Raw genomic sequence first — 22,610 nt, 5'->3', positions numbered from 1 at the left:
TTTTTTTATTCGGAAAAGTCGTAATCTTTTTGGTGACTACCATCTTTTTTAAATACTTCTACACCAGTTTTTTTATTTTCAGCGATTTCTTTTGCCCGAGCAATGGCATCTTCTTTAATATTAAAATGATCACTAGCTCGTTTAGCGCCTTCAGATAAAACAACCCATTTATCTTCTTCAAATTTTACTTGAACATTGGCTGTCAGAAGCTTTTTTGCATTTTTATTTTTGGTATGCGGATCATCTTTTTGAGGATTTTTTTCCTTACGAAATTCTTTCTTTTCTTCTTCACTGGCATTTTCTAGCCATTTTTCCGCTTGGCTAGTAGCAATAGGAATTGCCCGATCGTCTGTATAGCCATCATTCAACAAAGCATTTGCAATATCAATTGCTTTTTTTCGAACCAACGGATCCAAGTTTTTCATTGAAGCAGGATAATCTTTCATATTCCAAGGCATTTTGTACTCCCCCTTTTTTCTTTTAGTTTACCTACTTTTGCCCAAATATGGAAAAAATTGAATTTCAGTACGGAAAGAGAAATAAATTATTTTACCTTCTATATCCTTATTAAAACCCTCTTTGTTTGCGCTTTCTTTGCTCATTTTTTATTGAAATTATTTTTGATTTTAAAATTAAATAAGCGTTATATTTCCAAAAAAAAATTTAATGGTTTAGAATTTTGTTATAGACAAAAGGAGGATGTAAGATGAGTGAACCTATTTTGAATGATCCGCGCGAACTTTATCAAACAGGTAAATTTAAAAAACAGGATCAAGATACTCCTGCTTTGCAAGAAGAAATGATGCCTGAGCCGGATTGTGGAGAAGAAACGTATGAAGGAACAAATCAATTAGAAAATCGACGGGTACTGATTACGGGTGGAGATTCAGGAATTGGTCGAGCGGCAGCCATTGCTTTTGCACGAGAAGGGGCCGATATCGCCTTACATTTTTTTCCAGGAGAAGAAAAAGATGCCGAGGAAGTTGCTCACTATATCGAACAAGCTGGACGTAAAGCTATCCTATTACCATATGATCTGAGAGATGAAGCAGCTCCTCAAGAAATCGTTGAAAAAGCAGTAAAAGGGCTAGGCGGTTTGGATACGCTTGTTTTGAACGCTGCGCAACAAATCACACGTCCCTCTATTTCAGAATTACCCTTTGAGCAAGTAAAAGATACGTTCATGGTGAATATATTATCCATGTTTGCTTTAGTTAAAGCTGCAGAACCTCATCTCCCAGCAGGTGGGGCCATTGTGACAACGACTTCTGTTCAAGCTTTTAGTCCAAGTGCTCATTTAATGGATTATGCTGCAACTAAGGCTGCTATTGCTAGTTTCACAGTTAGTTTGGCAAAACAGTTTGCTGAAAAGGGAATTAGAGTAAACGGTGTAGCACCAGGCCCAATTTGGACACCTCTACAGTTGGATCATGGACAACCTCAGGATCAGTTACCTGAATTTGGCCAAAATTCGTTGTTACAACGTGCAGGACAACCAGCCGAGTTAGCACCTGTGTATGTTTTTCTGGCGTCGAACAAAGCAAGCTATGTAACAGCTCAAATTTATGGAGTAACTGGTGGAGAAGCAATCAATCTATAAGAAGTGATCAAATATTAGGAGGTGTCTTATGAATAAAGGATGGAAAACTTTAGCGATTGTAGTTTCATTGATTTTTATTACTGTGTTATTGCCAATATTATTATTGGGCAATCCTTATTTTAGTTTACCGTTTGGCTTAGATCGAAAAGAAAGATTTATTTCCTTCTTTTTCACGAATTATTTCCTACAACAATATCTTTTTTGGGCAGCAGCAGTTCTAATTATCTTTTTCCTTTGTGTCATTCTAGTTATTATCTTCTATCCTAGAACAAAAGCTACTTTTGTTTTGAAAGAGGATAAAGGAACATTGTCGATCGATAAAAAAGCAATTGAAGGTTTAGTACGAACAAAGGTTAGTGAAAAAGAATTCGTTGATGGACCTAAAGTGAATGTTAAAGCAACTAAAAATCGAATCAGCGTAAAAATCAAAGGAAAATTAAAACGTACTTCTGCATTGGTAGGTAAAACAGAGAATTTGATGACTGAGATCCAGCAAGATTTGCAGAGAACGTTAGGATCAAGTGAAAAAGTCAAAGTCGATGTTTCTTATACGAACTACGAAGAACAGAACACTACAGAAAATCCACGTGTAGAATAGGAGGTCTATCAATGAAAGAGCTTGAACAATATAAGATCCCTATTATCTTTGGAGCGATTGGATTAGTGTTAGCTTTACTATTTGTCAGCATTGGCTTTTTCAAAACACTACTGATCATTGTGCTCACAGGATTAGGCTTTGCCCTAGGGATGTACGTACAGAGAACGGGAATGTTAGATCAATTTCTAAAACAATAAGAACTCAGGAGGAATTTAAATGAATAACGAAAAAAACGAATTAAAAAATGAAAAACCAGTAAGTGCACATCCAGATCCAGTCGTACCAAACACGGATCATACGACAAAAGAAAACGATATTCCGATGACAGAAGCACCAGACCCAGTTGTACCTCATGCGCAAGAAGCGGTTGAACAGCACCAAGCAACAGTTGGAAACCAACATCATAATCAGACAGAAAAACCTAGTGGATTTCAAGGTCCTACTGGAGAAACATCCGTAAATGGTTCTTTGACCTATGATGATAAAGTTATTCAAAAAATTATTGGTATCGCTCTGGAAGATGTTGATGGTCTGTTAACAGTTGATGGAGGGTTTTTCTCAAATATTGCAGAGAAATTAGTAAATACAGATAATGTAACCTCTGGGATCAATACTGAAGTTGGCAAAAAACAAGTCGCTGTTGATATGGATATTGTGGTAGAGTACGGACGAAATATTCCAGAAGTTGCTGAGAGAGTTAAAGAAGTGATTCATAGAGAAGTAGCCAATATGACTCAACTAGATGTAATTGAAGTCAATATCAATGTGGTCGACATTAAGTCAGAAGCTGAGTATCAAGAAGATAGCGAGACAGTTCAAGATAAAGTCTCCAACGCGGCATCAAAAACAGGAGATTTTGCTTCTCGACAAACAGAAAAAGCTAAAGGTGCAGTAGAACGAACATCTGATCGTATGCAAGAAAATAATGAACCTCGCGTTCATTAATTAATAATAGAAAAAATAAGAGCTATCCTTCATGTTGAAGGGTAGCTCTTATTTTATCGATCAATTTTTTTGAAAAATAGATTCTTTCTATATTATTTAACTAAAAAATTGATAGAACTGATAATACACTTTTACAGCTGCTTACTGACTATTCATACAAGTAACAATTTCATCAGAATACAGATACAATTTTGTAATTGTATTTTTTAAGTCTAGTGAGTTAGTATTTACCGGTCATGGAAAATGATGCATTTTTTTGTCTGAGTACAAGTTCAAATTTTTGCCATAAACTAACCACAAACAATTAAATAAAAACCGTCGTGGAAAAATTAAAATCTCTTTGAAAGCAATGTATTCCTATTGCATCTCAAAACTTTTTGCGTTAAAGTAGGAATTAGTCTGTGAAACATTTTTCTGTTTCACAAAAATAGAAAGGATTCATTATGCTGCCAGAAGAATTTCAAAAACAATTATCTATTCAAGGAATTGAGTTGTCATCTGAACAGCTCAAGCAATTTGCTACTTACTATGATCGGTTGATTGAATGGAATCAAAAAATGAACCTCACTGCAATTACCGATCAAAAAGAAGTATATTTGAAACACTTTTATGATTCGATTTCTTTAGCTTTTGTGACAGCATTCAAAGAAGATGCACATTTATGTGATGTCGGTTCTGGAGCAGGTTTTCCTAGTATTCCATTGAAAATCATCTTCCCACAACTAAAGATAACAATCGTTGATTCACTGAATAAACGGATTACTTTTCTACAAACTTTAGTGGCAGATTTAGGTTTAAAAGATGTTTACTTGTTTCACGATCGAGCAGAAACATTTGGTCAAAAAGAGTTCCGAGAATCCTTTGATTATGTCACTGCTCGAGCAGTAGCTCGTTTAAATATTTTAACGGAACTATGCTTGCCTCTCGTTAAAAAGAACGGGTATTTCTTTGCCTTAAAAGCAGCAAAAAGCGAAGAAGAATTAATAGAAGCAAAATCAGCAATCGCATTACTTGGTGGTAAGTTTATTGAAGAAAAAAAATTGACATTGCCTGTTAGTAATGATGAACGGCATCTTTTGATCATCAAAAAAACGAAAGAAACGCCAAAAAAATACCCGCGCAAACCTGGTTTGCCGGCGAAACAACCAATCAAGTAGGAGGAAGCAGAATGGCACGTATTATTTCGGTGGCAAATCAAAAAGGCGGCGTAGGCAAAACAACAACTACAGTCAACCTGGGTGCTTGTTTGGCCTATGTAGGAAAAAAAGTCTTACTAGTAGATATTGATGCTCAAGGAAACGCCACAAGTGGAGTAGGGATTCGTAAACCAGATGTTGATAAAGATATCTACGATGTATTGGTGAATGAAACACCAATCGTAGAGGCAATATTGCCAAGTAGTCGTGAGAATTTAGATATTGTTCCTGCGACGATTCAATTAGCTGGTGCTGAAATTGAATTAACTTCAATGATGGCTCGGGAATCTCGTTTGAAATCGGCATTGAATGAAATTAAAGATCAATATGACTATATATTTATTGATTGCCCCCCCTCTCTTGGACATTTGACGATCAACGCATTTACAGCCAGCGACTCTATTTTAATACCCGTTCAATGTGAATATTACGCATTGGAAGGACTAAGTCAGTTATTGAATACCGTGCGTCTAGTTCAAAAGCACTTTAATCCTGAATTAGAAATTGAAGGTGTTTTGTTGACAATGTACGATGCACGGACAAATCTAGGTGCTGAAGTAGTAGAAGAAGTTCGTCGTTATTTCCAAGAAAAAGTTTATGAGACAATTATTCCACGTAATGTACGCTTATCAGAAGCCCCAAGTCATGGTCTATCTATTATTGATTATGATCCACGTTCAAAGGGTGCTGAAGTATATCAGACATTAGCAAAGGAAGTGTTAACTCGTGAAAAATAAAGGGAAAGGTTTAGGACGGGGGATCGATGCACTATTTCAAGATCTTCAAGGCTTAGAAGAAGTAGATATCAAAACAGAGGAAGTGGTTGAGCTCCCTTTAAATGAATTAAGACCAAACCCTTACCAGCCACGTAAAACCTTCGATGAAGTTTCACTTCAAGAACTAGCTAATTCAATTCAACACGCAGGTGTTTTTCAGCCGATTATTGTTAGAAAATCTACTGTAAAGGGCTATGAAATCATTGCTGGTGAACGACGTTTTCGTGCATCCAAGTTAGCAAAAAAAGAAACGATACCTGCAATTATCCGTGATTTTGATGAAGAAGCAATGATGCAAGTAGCTGTTCTAGAGAATCTGCAAAGAGAAGATTTAAATCCTTTAGAAGAAGCTGAAGCGTATGAAATGCTAATGAAAAATCTTAAATTAACACAAGCAGAAGTGGCAACACGATTAGGCAAAAGTCGTCCTTATATTGCAAATTATCTTCGTCTATTATCATTGCCAAAGTTGGTAAAAGAGATGGTACAAGATGAACGCTTATCAATGGGACAGGCGCGCACACTGCTAGGGTTAAAAAACAAAGATCTGATTTTAAAATTAGCCAATCGATGTGTGAAAGAAAATCTTACTGTTCGCCAATTAGAACAATTAGTGTCTGAAATGAATGATGCTAAAAATGAGAAGAAGAAAATTCCTCGTTTGATTCGTGAAAAACCCTATTATTTGCGGGAAAGTGAAGAACGACTAATGGACAAGTTTGGGACAAATGTTGAAATCCATGAAAAGGAAGGTAAGGGGAAAATAGAGATTGAGTACCTTTCACAGAAAGATTTAACACGAATCCTTGATTTATTGAATATTCAATTTGATGAAGCTTGAGGTGATAAATATGTATGATCTTGGTGACATTGTTGAAATGAAGAAACCCCATGCATGTAAAGCAAACCGTTGGGAAATTATCCGTATGGGTGCGGACATCAAAATAAAATGTACGAACTGTGGCCATATTGTTATGCTTACTCGCCGTGAGTTCGACAAAAAAATGAAAAAAATCCTAGAAAAAAAAGAGAAAGAGTGAAATAATAAATGGCTTTAACTGCTGGAATCGTTGGACTACCTAATGTAGGTAAATCTACTTTATTTAATGCTATAACGAAAGCTGGAGCGGAAGCAGCAAACTATCCTTTTGCTACGATCGATCCAAATGTAGGGATGGTGGAAGTCCCTGATTGGCGTTTACAACGTTTGACGGAATTAGTACATCCAAAAAAAACTGTACCGACAACATTTGAATTTACGGATATCGCAGGAATCGTTCGCGGAGCTAGTAAAGGAGAAGGACTAGGAAATCAATTTCTAAGTCATATCCGTCAGGTAGATGCTATTTGTCATGTAGTCCGTTGTTTTGATGATGACAATATTACACACGTTGAAGGACGGGTAGATCCACTAGCGGATATCGATACTATTAATTTAGAATTAGTCTTGGCTGATTTAGAATCTATCAATAAACGTTATGCACGTGTTGCTAAAGTTGCGAAAACAAAAGATAAAGATGCTGTAGCTGAATTAGCAGTTTTAGATAAAATTAAACCTGTTTTAGAAGAAGGTCTATCCGCACGTTCTATTGAATTTACTGAAGAAGAACAAAAAATCGTTAGAGGATTGTTTTTGCTGACAACAAAACCTGTTCTATATGTAGCAAACGTTGCAGAAGATGATGTGGCAAATGCAGAAGAGAATCCCTATGTTAAAAGTGTGAAAGAATTTGCCGAGAGTGAACATGCGGAAGTGATCGTCATTAGTGCTCGAGCAGAAGAAGAAATCGCTGAATTGGATGATGAAGATAAAGCAGAATTTTTGGAAGCTTTAGGCATTGAAGAATCTGGTTTAGATCAACTGATTCGTGCGGCCTATGATTTATTAGGATTAGCCACTTACTTTACAGCTGGGGAACAAGAGGTTCGTGCATGGACTTTCCGAAAAGGAATCAAAGCGCCTCAAGCTGCAGGAATTATTCATACAGATTTCGAGCGAGGGTTTATCCGTGCAGAAACTGTTTCCTTTGAAGATTTGGATAAGTATGGCAATATGCATGCAGCAAAAGAAGCTGGGCGTGTTCGTTTAGAAGGAAAAGAATACGTCGTTCAAGACGGCGATGTTATGTTATTCCGTTTTAATGTATAAAAGGCTTTCTTCCAAAAAAAAATATGGTAAAATGTCCTTTGTGAAGAAATCACGCAGAAGGGAGAAATGATTTATGGAACCAGAAACTCTGCGCTCGTATGTTTCCGAAAATCGTGAATTAGAAAAACAACTAACAAAACGTAACCAACAATATATTTTTGATTTAAAAAAATCTTTGGAGGCAGCTAATCTTTCTGAAGAAGAAAAAACTGTCGCATTACATGAGATGTTACCAATTCTTGTTCAAGAACAAAAAGGTGGTAAAACCGCTAGACAACTTTTTGGGACAGTCTCTGAACGTACGGAAGCAATCATCACGAAGCCAGTTGAACAAAAAGAATCAGGTCCATTCTTGATGTGGTTAGACAATACGTTGCTTATTTTAGGTATTTTTGGATTAATGCTCGGCGTGATGGGGGTATTTACAAAAGGTCAAGCACAGCCTTACGGATTGTTGACCCTCTTCTTAATGGCCATGTTAGCTGGTTGGGTGTTCTACTTAATGTATAAGTACATGTATCAATATGAACGTCCAGGCGCAGATAAAAGTAAACGTCCGAAAATGTGGAAAATTATTTTGATTTTAGTTGGAGCTTTCTTAGTATGGATCGTGACTATCTCACTTTCTGCTATGCTTCAACCACCACTTAATCCACAGGTCGACCCATTAATCGAAATTGTGATTGGGGCTGTGGCACTAGCAGCTAAATATTACTTGAAGAAGAAATACAATATTATTAGTAGCTTATCTGTTCCTAGAGGATAATAATAAGTTCCCACATGTCATTCATGCGTGTGGGTCTTTTTTATTATGTGTCATACAAGAGGGAGAAAATAGAAATCTATTGTGATTCTGGCTGTTTTCTCAGATTACACAGGAATAAATAAGAAAGCTTTCCGAATAGTTGACTTATGAAAAAATATTTGCTATTTTTTTAAAAATACATATTAACTTTAAGGAGTGGTTACAAAAATGTCCAACTGGGAAACCAAATTTGTAAAAAAAGGGTTAACGTTTGATGATGTATTATTGATACCTGCAGAAAGTCATGTGTTGCCAAATGATGTGGATATGCATGTGCAGCTTGCAAAAAATATTACGTTAAATATACCGATCATGAGTGCCAGTATGGATACAGTAACTGATAGTAAAATGGCAATATCAATGGCTCGTCAAGGTGGATTAGGGGTCATTCATAAAAATATGAGTATTGCTGCCCAAGCAGATGAAGTGCGGAAAGTAAAACGTTCTGAAAGTGGCGTAATCATTGATCCGTTCTTCTTAACACCTAGTCATCTAGTAGCAGATGCAGAACACCTTATGAGTAAATACCGAATCAGCGGTGTCCCTATTGTTGAAACAATGGAGAATCGTAAACTAGTTGGAATCATCACGAATCGAGATATGCGTTTTGTTACGGATTATTCAATCGCAATTTCTGATGTAATGACCAAAGAAAAATTAGTTACGGCACCGGTTGGTACTTCTTTGAAAGATGCAGAGAAAATCTTGCAAAAACATAAGATCGAAAAATTACCGATCGTTGATGATGAAGGTATTTTAAGTGGATTGATTACGATCAAAGATATTGAAAAAGTCATTGAATTCCCCAACGCGGCTAAAGACACTCATGGCCGTTTATTAGTAGCGGCAGCTGTAGGTGTGACCAGTGATACCTTTGAAAGAGCACAAGCATTATTAGATGCTGGAGCAGATGCGATCGTAATCGATACTGCTCATGGACATAGTGCAGGCGTACTGCGTAAAATTTCTGAAATCAGAGCACACTTTCCTGAAGCAACATTAATTGCAGGGAATGTCGCAACTGCTGAGGGAACAAAAGCTCTATACGACGCTGGTGTAGATGTCGTTAAAGTTGGTATTGGTCCTGGTTCCATCTGTACGACACGTGTTGTCGCTGGTGTAGGTGTCCCTCAGTTAACGGCTATTTATGATGCTGCCTCAGTGGCTCGACAATATGGAAAAGCCATTATTGCAGATGGTGGTATCAAATATTCTGGTGATATTGTCAAAGCTTTGGCTGCTGGCGGGCATGCAGTTATGCTAGGAAGTATGTTGGCAGGAACGGATGAATCTCCAGGGGAATTTGAAATTTATCAAGGTCGACGTTTCAAAACTTATCGGGGAATGGGGTCACTAGGAGCTATGGAAAAAGGTTCAAGTGATCGTTATTTCCAAGGTGGAGTTAATGAAGCAAATAAACTTGTTCCAGAAGGAATTGAAGGCCGAGTGGCTTATAAAGGCAGTGTTGCAGATATTTTATTCCAAATGATCGGCGGTCTAAAATCAGGGATGGGATATGTTGGAGCAGCGAACTTAAAACAACTAAGAGATGAAGCACAGTTTATCCAAATGAGCGGAAATGGTTTGAAAGAATCTCACCCTCACGATGTGCAAATTACTAAAGAAGCACCAAACTATTCTGTGAAGTCTTAGAAATTGTTTCACGTGAAAACATTAAATAAAAATGGCGGCCAGTAGTCTTAATAAGACACTGACCGCCATTTTTTTTATGGGAAAATTATTCATTTGATTTCAATGCGTCGATCATATCAACATGCTTCAATTTATAATGAGTAACCAACATAACAATGATTGTAAATAAAATGGTCATGCCGCCGGCTAACGCATAAGCAGCCCAACTAATCACTAATGGAAAAACCATGTTTTCCATCGATGCCTGTCGGAGAATAAAATCAGTCAGTAAGTATCCGACTCCATAACCAGCTAGGATCCCTAGCAAAGTAAAGACAACATTCTCACGAACAATATACATTGTAACTTCTTTGTCGTAAAAACCTAAAACTTTAATTGTAGAGAGTTCCCGAATCCTTTCCGATACATTAATGTTTGTTAAATTGTATAGAACAACAAATGCCAAGGCGCCAGATAAAATGACCAAGATAAGAACAATGGAATTCAGATTCCCCATGGACTCATTTTGCGCTTTGATTTGACTAGACAGGAAGGTAGTATTCTGAACTTGGTCTGTTTTCAATAGTTCTTTAGCTAATGCGTCTTCTTGCTTTTGTTGCATCTTTTTACTCTTGATAAGAAGCGATGTAGGCTGATAGTTCGTATTTGTTGCTTTTTCATAGTCGTTTCTAGAAAGATAAAGTGAGTTACCTAAATAATTTTCAGCGATACCAGCTATCTTCACTGTTACAGCTGTTTGATCCTTATCATAAAAGGTTAGCTCATCTCCAATGTGAATATCAAAAAGCTCCGCATATTTCATCGTTAGGATTGCCCCATCGTCTAGTGACATTTTTTTTCCATCGGTAGAGTGTAGATGCATATAGTTCGAGAATGAGTCAGTATCAGAAGGTACCACTAAAGACAGACTTTGCTTTCCTTGTTCTTTGGACCGTAACTCTATTGTTTCATTCAATACAAGCAGGGATTGTTGAATTGTTGGATCTTCTTCTAATATTTCAAAAACTTCGGTATTGTTTGTTTTACTATCTTTTAATGTGACGATTGCTTGATAATCAGTGATAGGACCAAATTGTTTTTGCGAAACAGCACTTAATGAATCTTTTAGACCCACTCCAGCGACCATAAGTCCTGCACATCCTGCGATCCCAATTATTGCCATAATCATTCGTGATTTATAGCGAAAAATGTTTCGGTAACTGATTTTTTGATTAAAGCTCAAGCGTGACCAAAGTGGTTGAATGTATTCTAGAAAAATTCTTTTCCCTGGCTTTGGTGCACGTGCCTGCAATAGTTGCGCTGGTTTTTCTCGCAAATCACGATAGAGGACAACAAGGGCTGCACCTAAAGTAGCAAGAATAAAGGCGACTGTAGCTTGAATGATTGGCCCCCAAACATAGTAAACCCGGACACCACCTAAAAGATACCGTTCACTAGAAAGAAAATAGATTAATCGAGGTAGAAATTCGATACCTAGTACAGCTCCTAAGAGAATTCCTATACTAGATGATAAAAGAGCATAGATGATATATTTTCGAGCTATCTCTCTTTTTGCATATCCCAAAGCCTTTAATGTGCCAATTTCTTTTCGATTTTCTTCTACCATTCTAGTCATGGTGGTAAAAGTTATTAAAGCTGCTATAAAAAAGAAGAATACTGGAAAGACATTTGCAATTGCCGCTATACGATCAGATAAACCGCCGTATTCTTGAAACCCAGGATTATCTTTTCTTAGATTAAATAAATAAGTAGGCTCTTTCATTTCATTTATTTCATTTTCTTTTTTTTGTAATGTAGACTCTGCATCAGCTAACTTCTCTTTTTCTTCATTGATTTGATTTTGTTGTTTAGTCAATGTCGATTCAGCAGTTTTCAGCTGTTCAATAGCACCAGCTTGTTGTTGAGACGGTAACAGAAGGGTTGCACTTTTTTGTTGTTCAATCTGAGCTTTAGCAGCATCTAATTCTGTTTGTGCATCTAATAGCTGTGCTTTTCCAGTTTCAATTTTTTCCTTAGCAGGTTTCAATTCTTCCATTGCGTCATGTTTGATTTCTGCTACACGTTCTTGTGGACGATCAGCAAAAAGCGTTTCTACTTTTTCTTGATTCTTTTCCATTTTTTCTTGATAGGAATCAGAATAAGTTTCTAAATCTTTCACATTATCAAAAGACAGATAGAGCACCGATTGTACATCACTCAGAAATTGATTTTCGGGAAGGTAAGCAAAATATGTTACTGTACCACTGCCAACATTCGCATAGCCTCGTTCAGCTTTACTGATAAATAGGGGCGAGTTGGCAAAACCAACGATTTTGAAGTTTTTATCCTTTATAGTATCCTGCGAGTCGATAGTATAAGTATCGTTTAACTGATAGCCATATTCTTTCGCTTGTGTATCTAAGACAATTTCATTGCTATTCTTTGGTAAATGGCCTTCTTCAAGGATTAATGCGTTTTGTTTTTGGTTTTTGTTGTAAGAATTGATTTGGACAACTTCATCTGCTTCTGCTACATAATAAAATTGGTAGCCTGATTCCACTTGAATCCCTGACTCTTTAGCTACTTTAAGATCTTGATCGGTGATACCTAGTGTTGATGTAACCTGCATATCAGCTAAGTTATGTTCATCAACATAAGTACTTGCAGAATGATTCAAAATAGGCCCAGTTGCTTTGACACCTACATACAAAAAAGTACCTAGAAAGATGATTAAAACAATAGCGATAAATCTTCCTTTAGACTGTTTGATTTCTCGTAAGCTTGCTTTTAAATACGTCTTATTTTTCATTTGTTTCCTCCTACCAAACGATCTCATCGATTGAAATAGGGGATTCATTAATTTCTACAGAGCGCACTGTAGCATCATTAATACGAATCACGCGATCAGCAATGGGAGCAATGGCACTGTTGTGCGTAATGATTAAAACAGTATTTCCAGCTTGACGACTTGCGCTTTGCAACAGCTTCAATACTTGTTTACCGGTTTCAAAATCTAATGCTCCTGTTGGTTCGTCACAAAGAAGTAATTTCGGATTTTTTGCTAGCGCTCGGGCAATGGACACTCGTTGCTGTTCGCCACCTGATAATTGAGAAGGAAAGTTATTGGACCTATTTTCTAATCCTACTTGCTTAAGCACAGCATCTGGGTCAAGTGCGTTCGGTGATATCTCTGTTGCTAACTCGATATTTTCTTTTGCTGTTAGATTTGGGACTAAATTATAAAATTGAAAAACGAAGCCTACATCTTTGCGCCGATATTCTGTAAGTTGTTTATCCGAAAATTGTGCAATATCAATATTATCGATAATGATTTGACCTTCATCAGGTGAATCCATCCCACCTAATATATTTAGAATAGTCGATTTTCCAGCTCCGCTTGGACCTAAAATAACGACTAGTTCTCCTTCTTCAATTGAAAAGGATAGGTCTTCATTAGCGGTAATCGTGGTTTCGCCCATTTCATATCTTTTATACGTATTTTTTACTTCTACATAACTCATATAACGCCTCCATATTTTGAACACCTGTTGATTTAATCACATAGCGTTAGTATACTAAGAAAGAAAAAAAGGGGCAATCCTCAAATCTTATTCATCTGTTATTAAATAAACATTTAAGTTATTTTTGTATAGAAAGGATTGAAGTTATGGTAGGAATAGTTGGAAATCGCCGAACACAATATACAAAAAAAGTGATTCGAAAAGCATTTCAAGAGATTTTGATGGAAAAAGAATTTGAAAAAATCACAATTACAGAGATTGCCCAGCGTGCTGATATCAATCGAGGAACTTTTTATAAGTATTACAAAGATACTGCAGACCTTTTAGAGGAGATTGAGAAAGAAATCGTTGAACAAATTGCAGATAATTTGCAACAAGAAAATCTCCCATTAGATCTATGGCTAGAAAAATTATTACTTATACTGCAAGAAAATCCTAGTGTAAGTCATTTGATTCTGCTTAATAACAGTCATTTATTAGATTTGTTATTGGAAAAAATCAGACCGGAAACGTTTAAACGCTTTACTATTTATTTCGAAGATGCAACAAGAGAAGAATTAGAGTTATGTTTGAGTTATTTTGTCTGTGGCTCGATCGGGTTGATTGAACGCTGGCTAAAAGATTTTTCTGAGATGCAGCCTAAAGCAGTTTCTCATTTACTTATTCAAATATTTACTACAAATGTTTATGAATAAAAGAAAAGCGAACGCCAATACGTTCGCTTTTCTTTTATTCTACTAGTCGTTCATCATTCATACCAAAATATTGATGCAATGGTTTTTGTTTTCCTGACAATAGTTGATCGATCGTCACAAATTCGTATCCTTCATGTTTTAACATAGAGATCAATCCTGGTACAGCTTTGACTGATTCAGGATGGATATCGTGGATTAAGATGATTGCGCCATTAAAGACATTCTGTTTAACAACATTATTGATTGTTCCAGGATTTTTTGATTTCCAATCCTGTGAGTCAATATCCCATTGAATAATTGGCATGCCAATTGTTTCAGCACTTTTTTTATCAATAGCGCCATAAGGGGGACGGATATTGCGAGGCAAGACGCCTGTAGCCTTGAAAATAGCTTTGTTGGTTTTATTTATTTCACTTTGTAATTCATCTGTCGAAAGTGTATTCAATTGTGGATGAGAATACGAGTGACTTGCTACCTCATGACCCTCGTCGTGGACTTGTTTTGCAACATCTGGATTTTGATCCACCATCTGTCCTAACATGAAAAAAGTAGCTTTCACGTTATCTGTTTTTAGTATATTCAACAAATCAAGTGTTGAGCTATTATTTGGACCATCATCAAAAGTAAGAGCGACGTACTTTTTATTTTCATCTAATGCAGGTAATGTATCTTTTATACTTTCTTGCGAAACCAGATCTGTATCAATGAATGGCGCAATATCTTTGTATTTTAGAGTGACTTTAGAAGTTCCAGTTGAATTTTTTGGTAAGACGATAGTCAATTCATCAGGTGTATAAGTCATTTTACTATCATAAGAAATTCTATCCATTGTTAATACAGCATCAATGATTTTTTCAGGTTCTTTGGCTTGATCAAGTATGGATTGCTGAATCACCTGTTGAATACCTAAGAGACTTCCTTCATCTGGAATCAAATCCTTATTTGTGATTTCTTTGCCAGTTTTTTCGGAAACATAAATGGCTTTTTCAGAAATACTGTCTGGCTTTTTAAAATTTTCCTTACTGCGATCCCAGATAAAACTATCTGCTTCAATTCTATACTGACCAATTTTAGAAGATATTGCTGTTGCTTTTATTCTGGCAACTGTAAGCACTTCTTTTTCACGATGCTTTTTTTGTTGCTTTTGAGCAAGCTCGTCTAAGAGCTGGTTTGCATTTTTGAAAGGAACAGTATTTTCATCAACTGGACGGTAAACAAGGCACTTATTTTCTCCGTCATTTATAGTATCTATTTTCGTTGAAATTCCACTTTGGTCTTGCTCTTCTTGGATTGAAGCCATGAGATTTTTTGCAGCAGTTTCATATTTGGCTTGAGCTTCTGCTTCTTGCTGTTTTAATGTATAAACAATATAGCCGCCAGTAGCGACAATTACTAGAATAAGTGCGGTAAACAATGCGAATATATACTTGCTATAATTAGATTTTTTCTTCGGTATTTTTGGTTGTTTGTTTTCGTTTCCGGTTTTGGGCTTTACAGCTTCATTCAATTGATTTGTATTTTCACAGGTATCAGGTTCTTGTTTGTGACGTTGGCTACGACGTGCATAGGTATTTTTGTCAGACATATGACTTTATCCCTCCATTTATCATCATAAAGTAAAATAAACGTAACATAACTGTAATATAGTTTCAACAATAGGGGGGTATTTCTTAGAATATTTAAAGAAAAAAGGTAGGAATTCTCATCCTACCTTGTTCTTCAATTTTTTTCAATTCGGGTAACTCCACCCATATAAGGAACTAGTACTTCTGGTATAGTCACACTACCATCTTCATTTTGATAGTTTTCTAATACGGCAGCAACAGTTCTACCGACTGCTAGTCCTGAACCATTTAATGTATGCATGTAATGAATCTTGCCATAGTTATCTCTATAACGGATCATTGCTCGACGTGCTTGAAAATCTTCACAATTAGAACACGAACTGATTTCTCGATATGTTTCTTGTGCTGGAATCCATACTTCTAAATCATACGTTTTAGCAGCAGAGAAGCCCATGTCACCTGTAGACAATGCCATTACTCGATAAGGAAGTTGTAATTTTTGTAAAATGTCTTCTGCATTTGCAGTCATTTTTTCTAATTCTTCATAAGAGTGTGCTGCTTCACTTAGTTTGACCATTTCAACTTTGTTGAATTGATGTAATCGAATTAATCCGCGAGTATCACGACCAGCACTTCCAGCTTCTGAGCGGAAAGAAGGACTTAATGCTGTGAAGTAAACCGGTAGTTGGTCAAGATCCAATATTTCTCCATTATAATAATTCGTTAAAGGAACCTCAGCAGTAGGAATCAAGGTAAGATCTGTTTCCGCTAATTGGAAAACATCTTCTTTGAATTTAGGAAACTGTCCAGTTCCAAACATTGCATCGCTATTAACAATATATGGAGTAATCATCTCAGTGTACCCATGTTCATAAACATGTTGGTCTAGCATAAAGTTATATAAAGCTCGTTCAAGACGGGCACCTAATCCTTTATAGTAGACAAACCGGCTACCGGCTACCTTTGCACCTCGTTCAAAATCTAATATTCCTAGGTTTTCGGCAATATCCCAATGAGGCTTTGCTTCGAAATCAAATTCTTTTGGTGTAGCCCAGCGTCTTACTTCAACATTGTCATCTTCGTCTTTTCCAACTGGGACAGAGTCATGAGGCAGATTAGGTAATGTCGTTGCGATCAATTTGATTTCTGAATCAATTTTTGCAATCTCGTCATCAAGAGACTTGATTTTAGTACCGACTTCTTTCATCTCAGTAATTTTATCATCTGCTGCTTTTTTTGCTCGTTTTAGTTGAGCTATTTCTGCAGAAACTTCATTTCGAACTTTTTTTAATTCTTCTGTCTCTACTAGGAGTTGTCGTCTCCTTTCATCTAACTTTAAGAATTCTTCTAATACTCTTTTTTTTACTCCGCGAGTCTGTAATTTTGTTTGGACTTTGTCAAAATTTTGCCGAATCATTTTAATATCTAACATAATTCTTCCCCCTTGTTTTTCATATAAAAAAAGACCTTTTCATCCCTATTCTTGGGACGAAAAGATCTTTCGCGGTACCACCCGAGTTCAGCATAACGCTGCCCTTGTTGCCCGTAACGTGAGCACACGATCTTTCTTTCAAAAGATACACTTTTAATGAACTGGATTCCATTCTTTCCATTACTGATTCTCACCAACCATCAGTTCTCTGAAAAAGTAAAAAATGTACTAGGTTCTATGCTTTATTAGTAAGTATTTTCTCTAGAATAGCGAAAAAGCGTTAGTTCGTCAACCATAGTTTTGGGTATTTGATAAATCATTTCTCTTTAATGGGAGATGGATAATAAAGGAGGTCCAATCCGGAGTAGATTTTGCAAAAATGTAGCCACCATGCAAGGCAACGATGCTTTGAGCAATGGCAAGACCAAGTCCAGTTCCCCCAGTTTCCTGCGAACGTGATTCCTCCACTCGATAGAAGCGGTCAAATAAGGAGTCTAATGAATGTTTGGGAATCATTTGTCCATTGTTCTTAACTGTTAGAATGGCTTCTGTTCCTACTTTTTCCACTTCCATTACGATTTTGTCAGCGCCTTTTCCATACTTTAAAGCATTAGACAATAAATTATTGAAAACTCGTACAAGCTTCTCAGTATCACCGTCCATAATAATGTGCTCTGGGCGAGTGTGAGTCTCAATCTTTATTCCTTTACGAGATGCTTCTAATTCAAAATCTGCAGCTAGTTGTTCGACTAATTGCGCCATATCAAAAGAAATGACATTTATTGGGACGCTAGGCTGTCTTACTTTTGTGTATTCGAAAAGATCGTCTACTAAAGATTTCATTTGCTTTGCTTTGACATAAGCGGTATGAGTATATTTCAATAACTCTTCTTCAGAATGATACTGACGATCTTCAATCAGGCCTAGATAACCAATAATAGAAGTTAAAGGGGTTCGGATATCGTGACTAACATTTGTAATTAATTCATCCTTCGACTGTTCGATCCTTCGTTCATCTTCAATGGCGGCGACGGTACTATCTACCAAGCCGTTAATATTTGAAACAATCCGATTGAGGTCACCACGCAGTTCAAATGGAATACGATGATCATAATTTCCCTCTGCAATATAATGAAGCTCACTAATAATATGCCGTAGCTGCATTTGACGGTATCGACGAATCAAACGCCAATACAAAACAATCACATCTAATAAAAAGAACAAAGGGATAATGAAATTGCGGCCACTTTGAAAAATATCCGTGTCAAAAGCAGAAGTAAAAGCGTTTTTTGACTCATAGATCGCCTCCACTAACAACGGTGAATTCTCTCTTATAGAAGTCAAAATGACTAAAATCGCGACATTTAATAGAAGTAAAAGGATTACAGTAACGATTCCTTCTGCAAATAATTCACTGATTTCTTTAGAAGTGAGGGTGATACGTTTCTTTTTTTCTATTGGATTACTTCGCATCTATTTTATAGCCAACTCCCCACACTGTTTGAATGACTTTCTCGCCATCAGTTGCTTCTTCTATCTTATCACGCAGATGACTCACATGAACCATTACGGTTTTGGCTGACACGACACTCTCTTGCTTCCACACACGCTCAAAAATTTCATCAGCACTAAATACACGATTCGGATGGGATGCTAATAGGTAGAGAATACCAAATTCAAGAGCGGTCAATTGGATCTCATTTCCGGTGATTGTTTTTACTTCATGAGAATCACGATTAATGATCAATGAGCTAACTTCTAAGATATCTGGCTGATTAGAGGGAGCTTGCATTTTTGTTCGACGGAGCAGAGACTTGACGCGAGCCATCACTTCCAAAGGATTGAATGGTTTTGTTACATAGTCGTCTGCACCAGCAACTAGACCTCGTATTTTATCCATATCAGTAGTCTTAGCAGTTAGCATGATGATTGGAATTTGAGATTCTTTTCGCAACTCTTTTACAACCTGCATGCCATCCATTTCAGGCATCATGATATCCAAGATCAGTAATTCAATATCTGGAGTAGTTCTAATTTTTGTTAAAGCTTCTTTACCATCATAAGCTTTGACGGCTTCATAACCTTCATTATGAAGATAGATACTTAATAGTTCAACAATCTCTTTATCATCATCAGCAACAAGTATTTTCATATAAATCCTCCTAGGAACAATATTCTTTTCTCCTATTTTAGCAAATATTCTAGGAAATTGATAAAATCATACTTAAATTTATAAGAATGATAGGAAATAATATTTACAACAAGAATAAAAACCGAACATTGAGAATTCAAATAATCATCATAGTTTCCAAATGGAGAGATTATTCCATAGAATTAACTAAAATATATGATGGAACCGCAGTATTTAGAAACGTTGAAATATCAATGATTTTACTGTTGACGAATGGCAAGATAGTTGCTATATTATTACATGTGCCAAATGACAAAAATCATTTCTAAAAGAAAATGAAAAAAGTTGTTGACGCCAGAACCAACAGATGATATTATAACGAAGTCGCAAATTTAAGAAATCAATTTGATGCTGATACAGCAACAAAAAAGATTGAAAAAAGTTGTTGACAAATAACAATTCATTTGTTATTCTAATGGAGTCGCTGATGACGCACAGGAAGTTGTTGAATAAACACTTTCAAAAAAACTTTTAAAAAAAGAGTTGACATTCACTTGTTGATCTGATATGATTTAAAAGTTGCTAACGCAGCGCAGTAGACCTTTGAAAACTGAACAAAGCAAGCAAACGAACCAATGTGTAGGGCGCTTCATTTATGAAGCAAAATACATGCAAGCAATAGCTAGCAAAGTTAATTTTATTTGAGCTTAACGATCCTATGGATCGTTCAAACAAATCATTATGAGAGTTTGATCCTGGCTCAGGACGAACGCTGGCGGCGTGCCTAATACATGCAAGTCGAACGCTTTTTCTTTCACCGGAGCTTGCTCCACCGAAAGAAAAAGAGTGGCGAACGGGTGAGTAACACGTGGGTAACCTGCCCATCAGAAGGGGATAACACTTGGAAACAGGTGCTAATACCGTATAACACTATTTTCCGCATGGAAGAAAGTTGAAAGGCGCTTTTGCGTCACTGATGGATGGACCCGCGGTGCATTAGCTAGTTGGTGAGGTAACGGCTCACCAAGGCCACGATGCATAGCCGACCTGAGAGGGTGATCGGCCACACTGGGACTGAGACACGGCCCAGACTCCTACGGGAGGCAGCAGTAGGGAATCTTCGGCAATGGACGAAAGTCTGACCGAGCAACGCCGCGTGAGTGAAGAAGGTTTTCGGATCGTAAAACTCTGTTGTTAGAGAAGAACAAGGATGAGAGTAGAACGTTCATCCCTTGACGGTATCTAACCAGAAAGCCACGGCTAACTACGTGCCAGCAGCCGCGGTAATACGTAGGTGGCAAGCGTTGTCCGGATTTATTGGGCGTAAAGCGAGCGCAGGCGGTTTCTTAAGTCTGATGTGAAAGCCCCCGGCTCAACCGGGGAGGGTCATTGGAAACTGGGAGACTTGAGTGCAGAAGAGGAGAGTGGAATTCCATGTGTAGCGGTGAAATGCGTAGATATATGGAGGAACACCAGTGGCGAAGGCGGCTCTCTGGTCTGTAACTGACGCTGAGGCTCGAAAGCGTGGGGAGCGAACAGGATTAGATACCCTGGTAGTCCACGCCGTAAACGATGAGTGCTAAGTGTTGGAGGGTTTCCGCCCTTCAGTGCTGCAGCAAACGCATTAAGCACTCCGCCTGGGGAGTACGACCGCAAGGTTGAAACTCAAAGGAATTGACGGGGGCCCGCACAAGCGGTGGAGCATGTGGTTTAATTCGAAGCAACGCGAAGAACCTTACCAGGTCTTGACATCCTTTGACCACTCTAGAGATAGAGCTTCCCCTTCGGGGGCAAAGTGACAGGTGGTGCATGGTTGTCGTCAGCTCGTGTCGTGAGATGTTGGGTTAAGTCCCGCAACGAGCGCAACCCTTATTGTTAGTTGCCATCATTTAGTTGGGCACTCTAGCGAGACTGCCGGTGACAAACCGGAGGAAGGTGGGGATGACGTCAAATCATCATGCCCCTTATGACCTGGGCTACACACGTGCTACAATGGGAAGTACAACGAGTTGCGAAGTCGCGAGGCTAAGCTAATCTCTTAAAGCTTCTCTCAGTTCGGATTGTAGGCTGCAACTCGCCTACATGAAGCCGGAATCGCTAGTAATCGCGGATCAGCACGCCGCGGTGAATACGTTCCCGGGCCTTGTACACACCGCCCGTCACACCACGAGAGTTTGTAACACCCGAAGTCGGTGAGGTAACCTTTTTGGAGCCAGCCGCCTAAGGTGGGATAGATGATTGGGGTGAAGTCGTAACAAGGTAGCCGTATCGGAAGGTGCGGCTGGATCACCTCCTTTCTAAGGAATAGTACGGAAGACTACACATCGTTTGCCTTTGTTCAGTTTTGAGAGGTTTACTCTCAAAATAGTTTGTTCATTGAAAACTGGATATCGAAGAAAATCAAAACAAGTAACACACACCGAGTTGACAAGTTAAAGAGTTTTTTAATAAGTTCAACGCTTATTTTCTTGAGCAACCTTCTATCGCTAGAAGAAGTACTCATCGACCGTAAGGTCAAAGGTTAAGTGAATAAGGGCGCACGGTGGATGCCTTGGCACTAGGAGCCGATGAAGGACGGGACTAACACCGATATGCTTTGGGGAGCTGTAAGTAAGCTATGATCCAGAGATTTCCGAATGGGGGAACCCAGCATCTTTTATAGGATGTTACACAGTTGTGAATACATAGCAGCTGTGAGGTAGACGCAGAGAACTGAAACATCTAAGTACCTGCAGGAAGAGAAAGAAAATTCGATTCCCTGAGTAGCGGCGAGCGAAACGGGAAAAGCCCAAACCAACAAGCTTGCTTGTTGGGGTTGTAGGACTCCGATATGGTAGTTGAAACAGATAGTCGAAATACTTGGAAAAGTATGTCAAAGAGGGTAAAAACCCCGTAGATGAAATCTGGCTCACACCTAGGAGGATCCTGAGTACGGCGGAACACGAGGAATTCCGTCGGAATCCGGGAGGACCATCTCCCAAGGCTAAATACTCCCTAGTGACCGATAGTGAACCAGTACCGTGAGGGAAAGGTGAAAAGCACCCCGGAAGGGGAGTGAAATAGATCCTGAAACCGTGTGCCTACAACAAGTTAAAGCCCGTTAATGGGTGATAGCGTGCCTTTTGTAGAATGAACCGGCGAGTTACGATAGCATGCGAGGTTAAGTTGAAGAGACGGAGCCGCAGCGAAAGCGAGTCTGAATAGGGCGAATGAGTATGTTGTCGTAGACCCGAAACCATGTGATCTACCCATGTCCAGGTTGAAGGTGCGGTAAAACGCACTGGAGGACCGAACCCACGTACGTTGAAAAGTGCGGGGATGAGGTGTGGGTAGCGGAGAAATTCCAAACGAACTTGGAGATAGCTGGTTCTCTCCGAAATAGCTTTAGGGCTAGCCTCGGAATTGAGAATGATGGAGGTAGAGCACTGTTTGGACTAGGGGCCCATCTCGGGTTACCGAATTCAGATAAACTCCGAATGCCATTCATTCATATCCGGGAGTCAGACTGTGAGTGATAAGATCCATAGTCGAAAGGGAAACAGCCCAGACCACCAGCTAAGGTCCC

At 38.1% G+C, this 22,610-nt stretch carries 19 protein-coding genes, 2 rRNA genes and 1 other annotated feature (1 of these 22 running past the window's edge); of the genes, 14 read left to right on the top strand and 7 right to left on the bottom strand.

Going from position 1 to position 22,610, the window contains the following annotated elements:
• Positions 1–5 precede the first annotated feature (5 nt).
• Positions 6–458, bottom strand: a complete 453-nt coding sequence (locus IGJ45_RS16610) for a DUF2188 domain-containing protein (RefSeq protein ID WP_308052719.1) — start codon at positions 456–458, stop codon at positions 6–8.
• A gap of 248 nt (positions 459–706) precedes the next feature.
• Here IGJ45_RS16610 and IGJ45_RS16605 point away from each other — a divergent pair, with 248 nt between their 5' ends.
• The 11 genes from IGJ45_RS16605 (at position 707) to guaB (ending at position 9,722) form a co-directional block, all read left to right on the top strand.
• Positions 707–1,600 (top strand): SDR family oxidoreductase, encoded by an 894-nt coding sequence (locus IGJ45_RS16605; protein WP_003129177.1) that lies wholly within the window; start codon positions 707–709, stop codon positions 1,598–1,600.
• A 28-nt stretch (positions 1,601–1,628) separates the two neighbouring features.
• Positions 1,629–2,198 (top strand): alkaline shock response membrane anchor protein AmaP, encoded by a 570-nt coding sequence (gene amaP, locus IGJ45_RS16600; RefSeq protein WP_003129175.1) that lies wholly within the window; start codon positions 1,629–1,631, stop codon positions 2,196–2,198.
• A gap of 11 nt (positions 2,199–2,209) precedes the next feature.
• Positions 2,210–2,395: a DUF2273 domain-containing protein gene (locus IGJ45_RS16595; protein WP_003129173.1), complete on the top strand. Its 186-nt coding sequence runs from the start codon at positions 2,210–2,212 to the stop codon at positions 2,393–2,395.
• Positions 2,396–2,414: 19 nt separating this feature from the next.
• A complete protein-coding gene (locus IGJ45_RS16590) occupies positions 2,415–3,143 on the top strand; it encodes an Asp23/Gls24 family envelope stress response protein (protein WP_005473101.1) in 729 nt (242 codons plus the stop codon).
• Positions 3,144–3,586: 443 nt separating this feature from the next.
• Positions 3,587–4,300 (top strand): 16S rRNA (guanine(527)-N(7))-methyltransferase RsmG, encoded by a 714-nt coding sequence (gene rsmG, locus IGJ45_RS16585; protein ID WP_003129171.1) that lies wholly within the window; start codon positions 3,587–3,589, stop codon positions 4,298–4,300.
• Between the two features lie 11 nt (positions 4,301–4,311).
• Positions 4,312–5,076 (top strand): ParA family protein, encoded by a 765-nt coding sequence (locus IGJ45_RS16580; RefSeq protein ID WP_003129169.1) that lies wholly within the window; start codon positions 4,312–4,314, stop codon positions 5,074–5,076.
• Entirely contained in the window at positions 5,066–5,956 is an 891-nt protein-coding gene (locus IGJ45_RS16575) for a ParB/RepB/Spo0J family partition protein (RefSeq protein WP_003129168.1), read from the top strand. The genes IGJ45_RS16580 and IGJ45_RS16575 overlap by 11 nt, the downstream gene beginning before the upstream one ends.
• Before the next feature lie 10 nt (positions 5,957–5,966).
• Complete coding sequence (locus tag IGJ45_RS16570) at positions 5,967–6,155, top strand: DUF951 domain-containing protein (protein WP_021148890.1); 189 nt, start codon at positions 5,967–5,969, stop codon at positions 6,153–6,155.
• 8 nt (positions 6,156–6,163) lie between these two features.
• On the top strand, positions 6,164–7,264 hold the full coding sequence (gene ychF / locus IGJ45_RS16565) for a redox-regulated ATPase YchF (protein ID WP_003129166.1): 1,101 nt from the start codon (positions 6,164–6,166) through the stop codon (positions 7,262–7,264).
• Positions 7,265–7,337: 73 nt separating this feature from the next.
• Positions 7,338–8,030 (top strand): DUF1129 domain-containing protein, encoded by a 693-nt coding sequence (locus tag IGJ45_RS16560; RefSeq protein WP_003129165.1) that lies wholly within the window; start codon positions 7,338–7,340, stop codon positions 8,028–8,030.
• 207 nt (positions 8,031–8,237) lie between these two features.
• On the top strand, positions 8,238–9,722 hold the full coding sequence (guaB, locus tag IGJ45_RS16555; protein WP_003129164.1) for an IMP dehydrogenase: 1,485 nt from the start codon (positions 8,238–8,240) through the stop codon (positions 9,720–9,722).
• 85 nt (positions 9,723–9,807) lie between these two features.
• On the opposite strand, the gene IGJ45_RS16550 is transcribed toward guaB, so the two are convergent.
• Positions 9,808–12,510 (bottom strand): FtsX-like permease family protein, encoded by a 2,703-nt coding sequence (locus tag IGJ45_RS16550; protein ID WP_409531403.1) that lies wholly within the window; start codon positions 12,508–12,510, stop codon positions 9,808–9,810.
• Positions 12,511–12,520: 10 nt separating this feature from the next.
• Positions 12,521–13,222, bottom strand: a complete 702-nt coding sequence (locus tag IGJ45_RS16545; RefSeq protein ID WP_409531404.1) for an ABC transporter ATP-binding protein — start codon at positions 13,220–13,222, stop codon at positions 12,521–12,523.
• 146 nt (positions 13,223–13,368) lie between these two features.
• Here IGJ45_RS16545 and IGJ45_RS16540 point away from each other — a divergent pair, with 146 nt between their 5' ends.
• The gene (locus IGJ45_RS16540; RefSeq protein ID WP_003129161.1) at positions 13,369–13,917 is read left to right on the top strand and encodes a TetR/AcrR family transcriptional regulator; all 549 of its coding nucleotides are present in this window, start codon (positions 13,369–13,371) and stop codon (positions 13,915–13,917) included.
• Between the two features lie 34 nt (positions 13,918–13,951).
• Here the strand turns inward: IGJ45_RS16540 and IGJ45_RS16535 are convergent, their stop codons facing one another.
• The 4 genes from IGJ45_RS16535 to IGJ45_RS16520 all read right to left on the bottom strand — a co-directional run bounded on the left by IGJ45_RS16535 (position 13,952) and on the right by IGJ45_RS16520 (position 19,066).
• Complete coding sequence (locus IGJ45_RS16535; protein WP_103300728.1) at positions 13,952–15,502, bottom strand: polysaccharide deacetylase family protein; 1,551 nt, start codon at positions 15,500–15,502, stop codon at positions 13,952–13,954.
• A gap of 134 nt (positions 15,503–15,636) precedes the next feature.
• Positions 15,637–16,914: a serine--tRNA ligase gene (gene serS, locus IGJ45_RS16530; RefSeq protein WP_409531582.1), complete on the bottom strand. Its 1,278-nt coding sequence runs from the start codon at positions 16,912–16,914 to the stop codon at positions 15,637–15,639.
• Between the two features lie 49 nt (positions 16,915–16,963).
• Positions 16,964–17,161 (bottom strand) — a binding site (T-box leader).
• Between the two features lie 41 nt (positions 17,162–17,202).
• Positions 17,203–18,387, bottom strand: a complete 1,185-nt coding sequence (locus IGJ45_RS16525) for a sensor histidine kinase (RefSeq protein ID WP_003129153.1) — start codon at positions 18,385–18,387, stop codon at positions 17,203–17,205.
• Positions 18,377–19,066 (bottom strand): response regulator transcription factor, encoded by a 690-nt coding sequence (locus IGJ45_RS16520; RefSeq protein WP_003129151.1) that lies wholly within the window; start codon positions 19,064–19,066, stop codon positions 18,377–18,379. The genes IGJ45_RS16525 and IGJ45_RS16520 overlap by 11 nt, the downstream gene beginning before the upstream one ends.
• A 716-nt stretch (positions 19,067–19,782) precedes the next feature.
• On the opposite strand from IGJ45_RS16520, the gene IGJ45_RS16515 reads away from it, so the two are divergent.
• Positions 19,783–21,342: ribosomal RNA gene (locus IGJ45_RS16515) — 16S ribosomal RNA — on the top strand.
• A 222-nt stretch (positions 21,343–21,564) separates the two neighbouring features.
• A 23S ribosomal RNA gene (locus tag IGJ45_RS16510) occupies positions 21,565–22,610 on the top strand; it runs 1,869 nt beyond the window's last position.
• The 16S and 23S rRNA genes sit together here, the layout of an rRNA operon.

This window comes from Enterococcus sp. DIV0574 (assembly GCF_051711125.1).
In the GTDB taxonomy this organism is placed as follows: domain Bacteria; phylum Bacillota; class Bacilli; order Lactobacillales; family Enterococcaceae; genus Enterococcus_D; species Enterococcus_D gallinarum.
This window is presented reverse-complemented; position numbering and strand designations above follow the sequence as displayed.

Bases quoted from the DNA above. Each gene is read 5' to 3' on its own strand.
- IGJ45_RS16610 (WP_308052719.1), bottom strand. From the start codon at position 458: ATGCCTTGGAATATGAAAGATTATCCTGCTTCAATGAAAAACTTGGAT.
- IGJ45_RS16605 (WP_003129177.1), top strand. From the start codon at position 707: ATGAGTGAACCTATTTTGAATGATCCGCGCGAACTTTATCAAACAGGT.
- amaP (WP_003129175.1), top strand. From the start codon at position 1,629: ATGAATAAAGGATGGAAAACTTTAGCGATTGTAGTTTCATTGATTTTT.
- IGJ45_RS16595 (WP_003129173.1), top strand. From the start codon at position 2,210: ATGAAAGAGCTTGAACAATATAAGATCCCTATTATCTTTGGAGCGATT.
- IGJ45_RS16590 (WP_005473101.1), top strand. From the start codon at position 2,415: ATGAATAACGAAAAAAACGAATTAAAAAATGAAAAACCAGTAAGTGCA.
- rsmG (WP_003129171.1), top strand. From the start codon at position 3,587: ATGCTGCCAGAAGAATTTCAAAAACAATTATCTATTCAAGGAATTGAG.
- IGJ45_RS16580 (WP_003129169.1), top strand. From the start codon at position 4,312: ATGGCACGTATTATTTCGGTGGCAAATCAAAAAGGCGGCGTAGGCAAA.
- IGJ45_RS16570 (WP_021148890.1), top strand. From the start codon at position 5,967: ATGTATGATCTTGGTGACATTGTTGAAATGAAGAAACCCCATGCATGT.
- ychF (WP_003129166.1), top strand. From the start codon at position 6,164: ATGGCTTTAACTGCTGGAATCGTTGGACTACCTAATGTAGGTAAATCT.
- IGJ45_RS16560 (WP_003129165.1), top strand. From the start codon at position 7,338: ATGGAACCAGAAACTCTGCGCTCGTATGTTTCCGAAAATCGTGAATTA.
- guaB (WP_003129164.1), top strand. From the start codon at position 8,238: ATGTCCAACTGGGAAACCAAATTTGTAAAAAAAGGGTTAACGTTTGAT.
- IGJ45_RS16550 (WP_409531403.1), bottom strand. From the start codon at position 12,510: ATGAAAAATAAGACGTATTTAAAAGCAAGCTTACGAGAAATCAAACAG.
- IGJ45_RS16545 (WP_409531404.1), bottom strand. From the start codon at position 13,222: ATGAGTTATGTAGAAGTAAAAAATACGTATAAAAGATATGAAATGGGC.
- IGJ45_RS16540 (WP_003129161.1), top strand. From the start codon at position 13,369: ATGGTAGGAATAGTTGGAAATCGCCGAACACAATATACAAAAAAAGTG.
- IGJ45_RS16535 (WP_103300728.1), bottom strand. From the start codon at position 15,502: ATGTCTGACAAAAATACCTATGCACGTCGTAGCCAACGTCACAAACAA.
- serS (WP_409531582.1), bottom strand. From the start codon at position 16,914: ATGTTAGATATTAAAATGATTCGGCAAAATTTTGACAAAGTCCAAACA.
- IGJ45_RS16525 (WP_003129153.1), bottom strand. From the start codon at position 18,387: ATGCGAAGTAATCCAATAGAAAAAAAGAAACGTATCACCCTCACTTCT.
- IGJ45_RS16520 (WP_003129151.1), bottom strand. From the start codon at position 19,066: ATGAAAATACTTGTTGCTGATGATGATAAAGAGATTGTTGAACTATTA.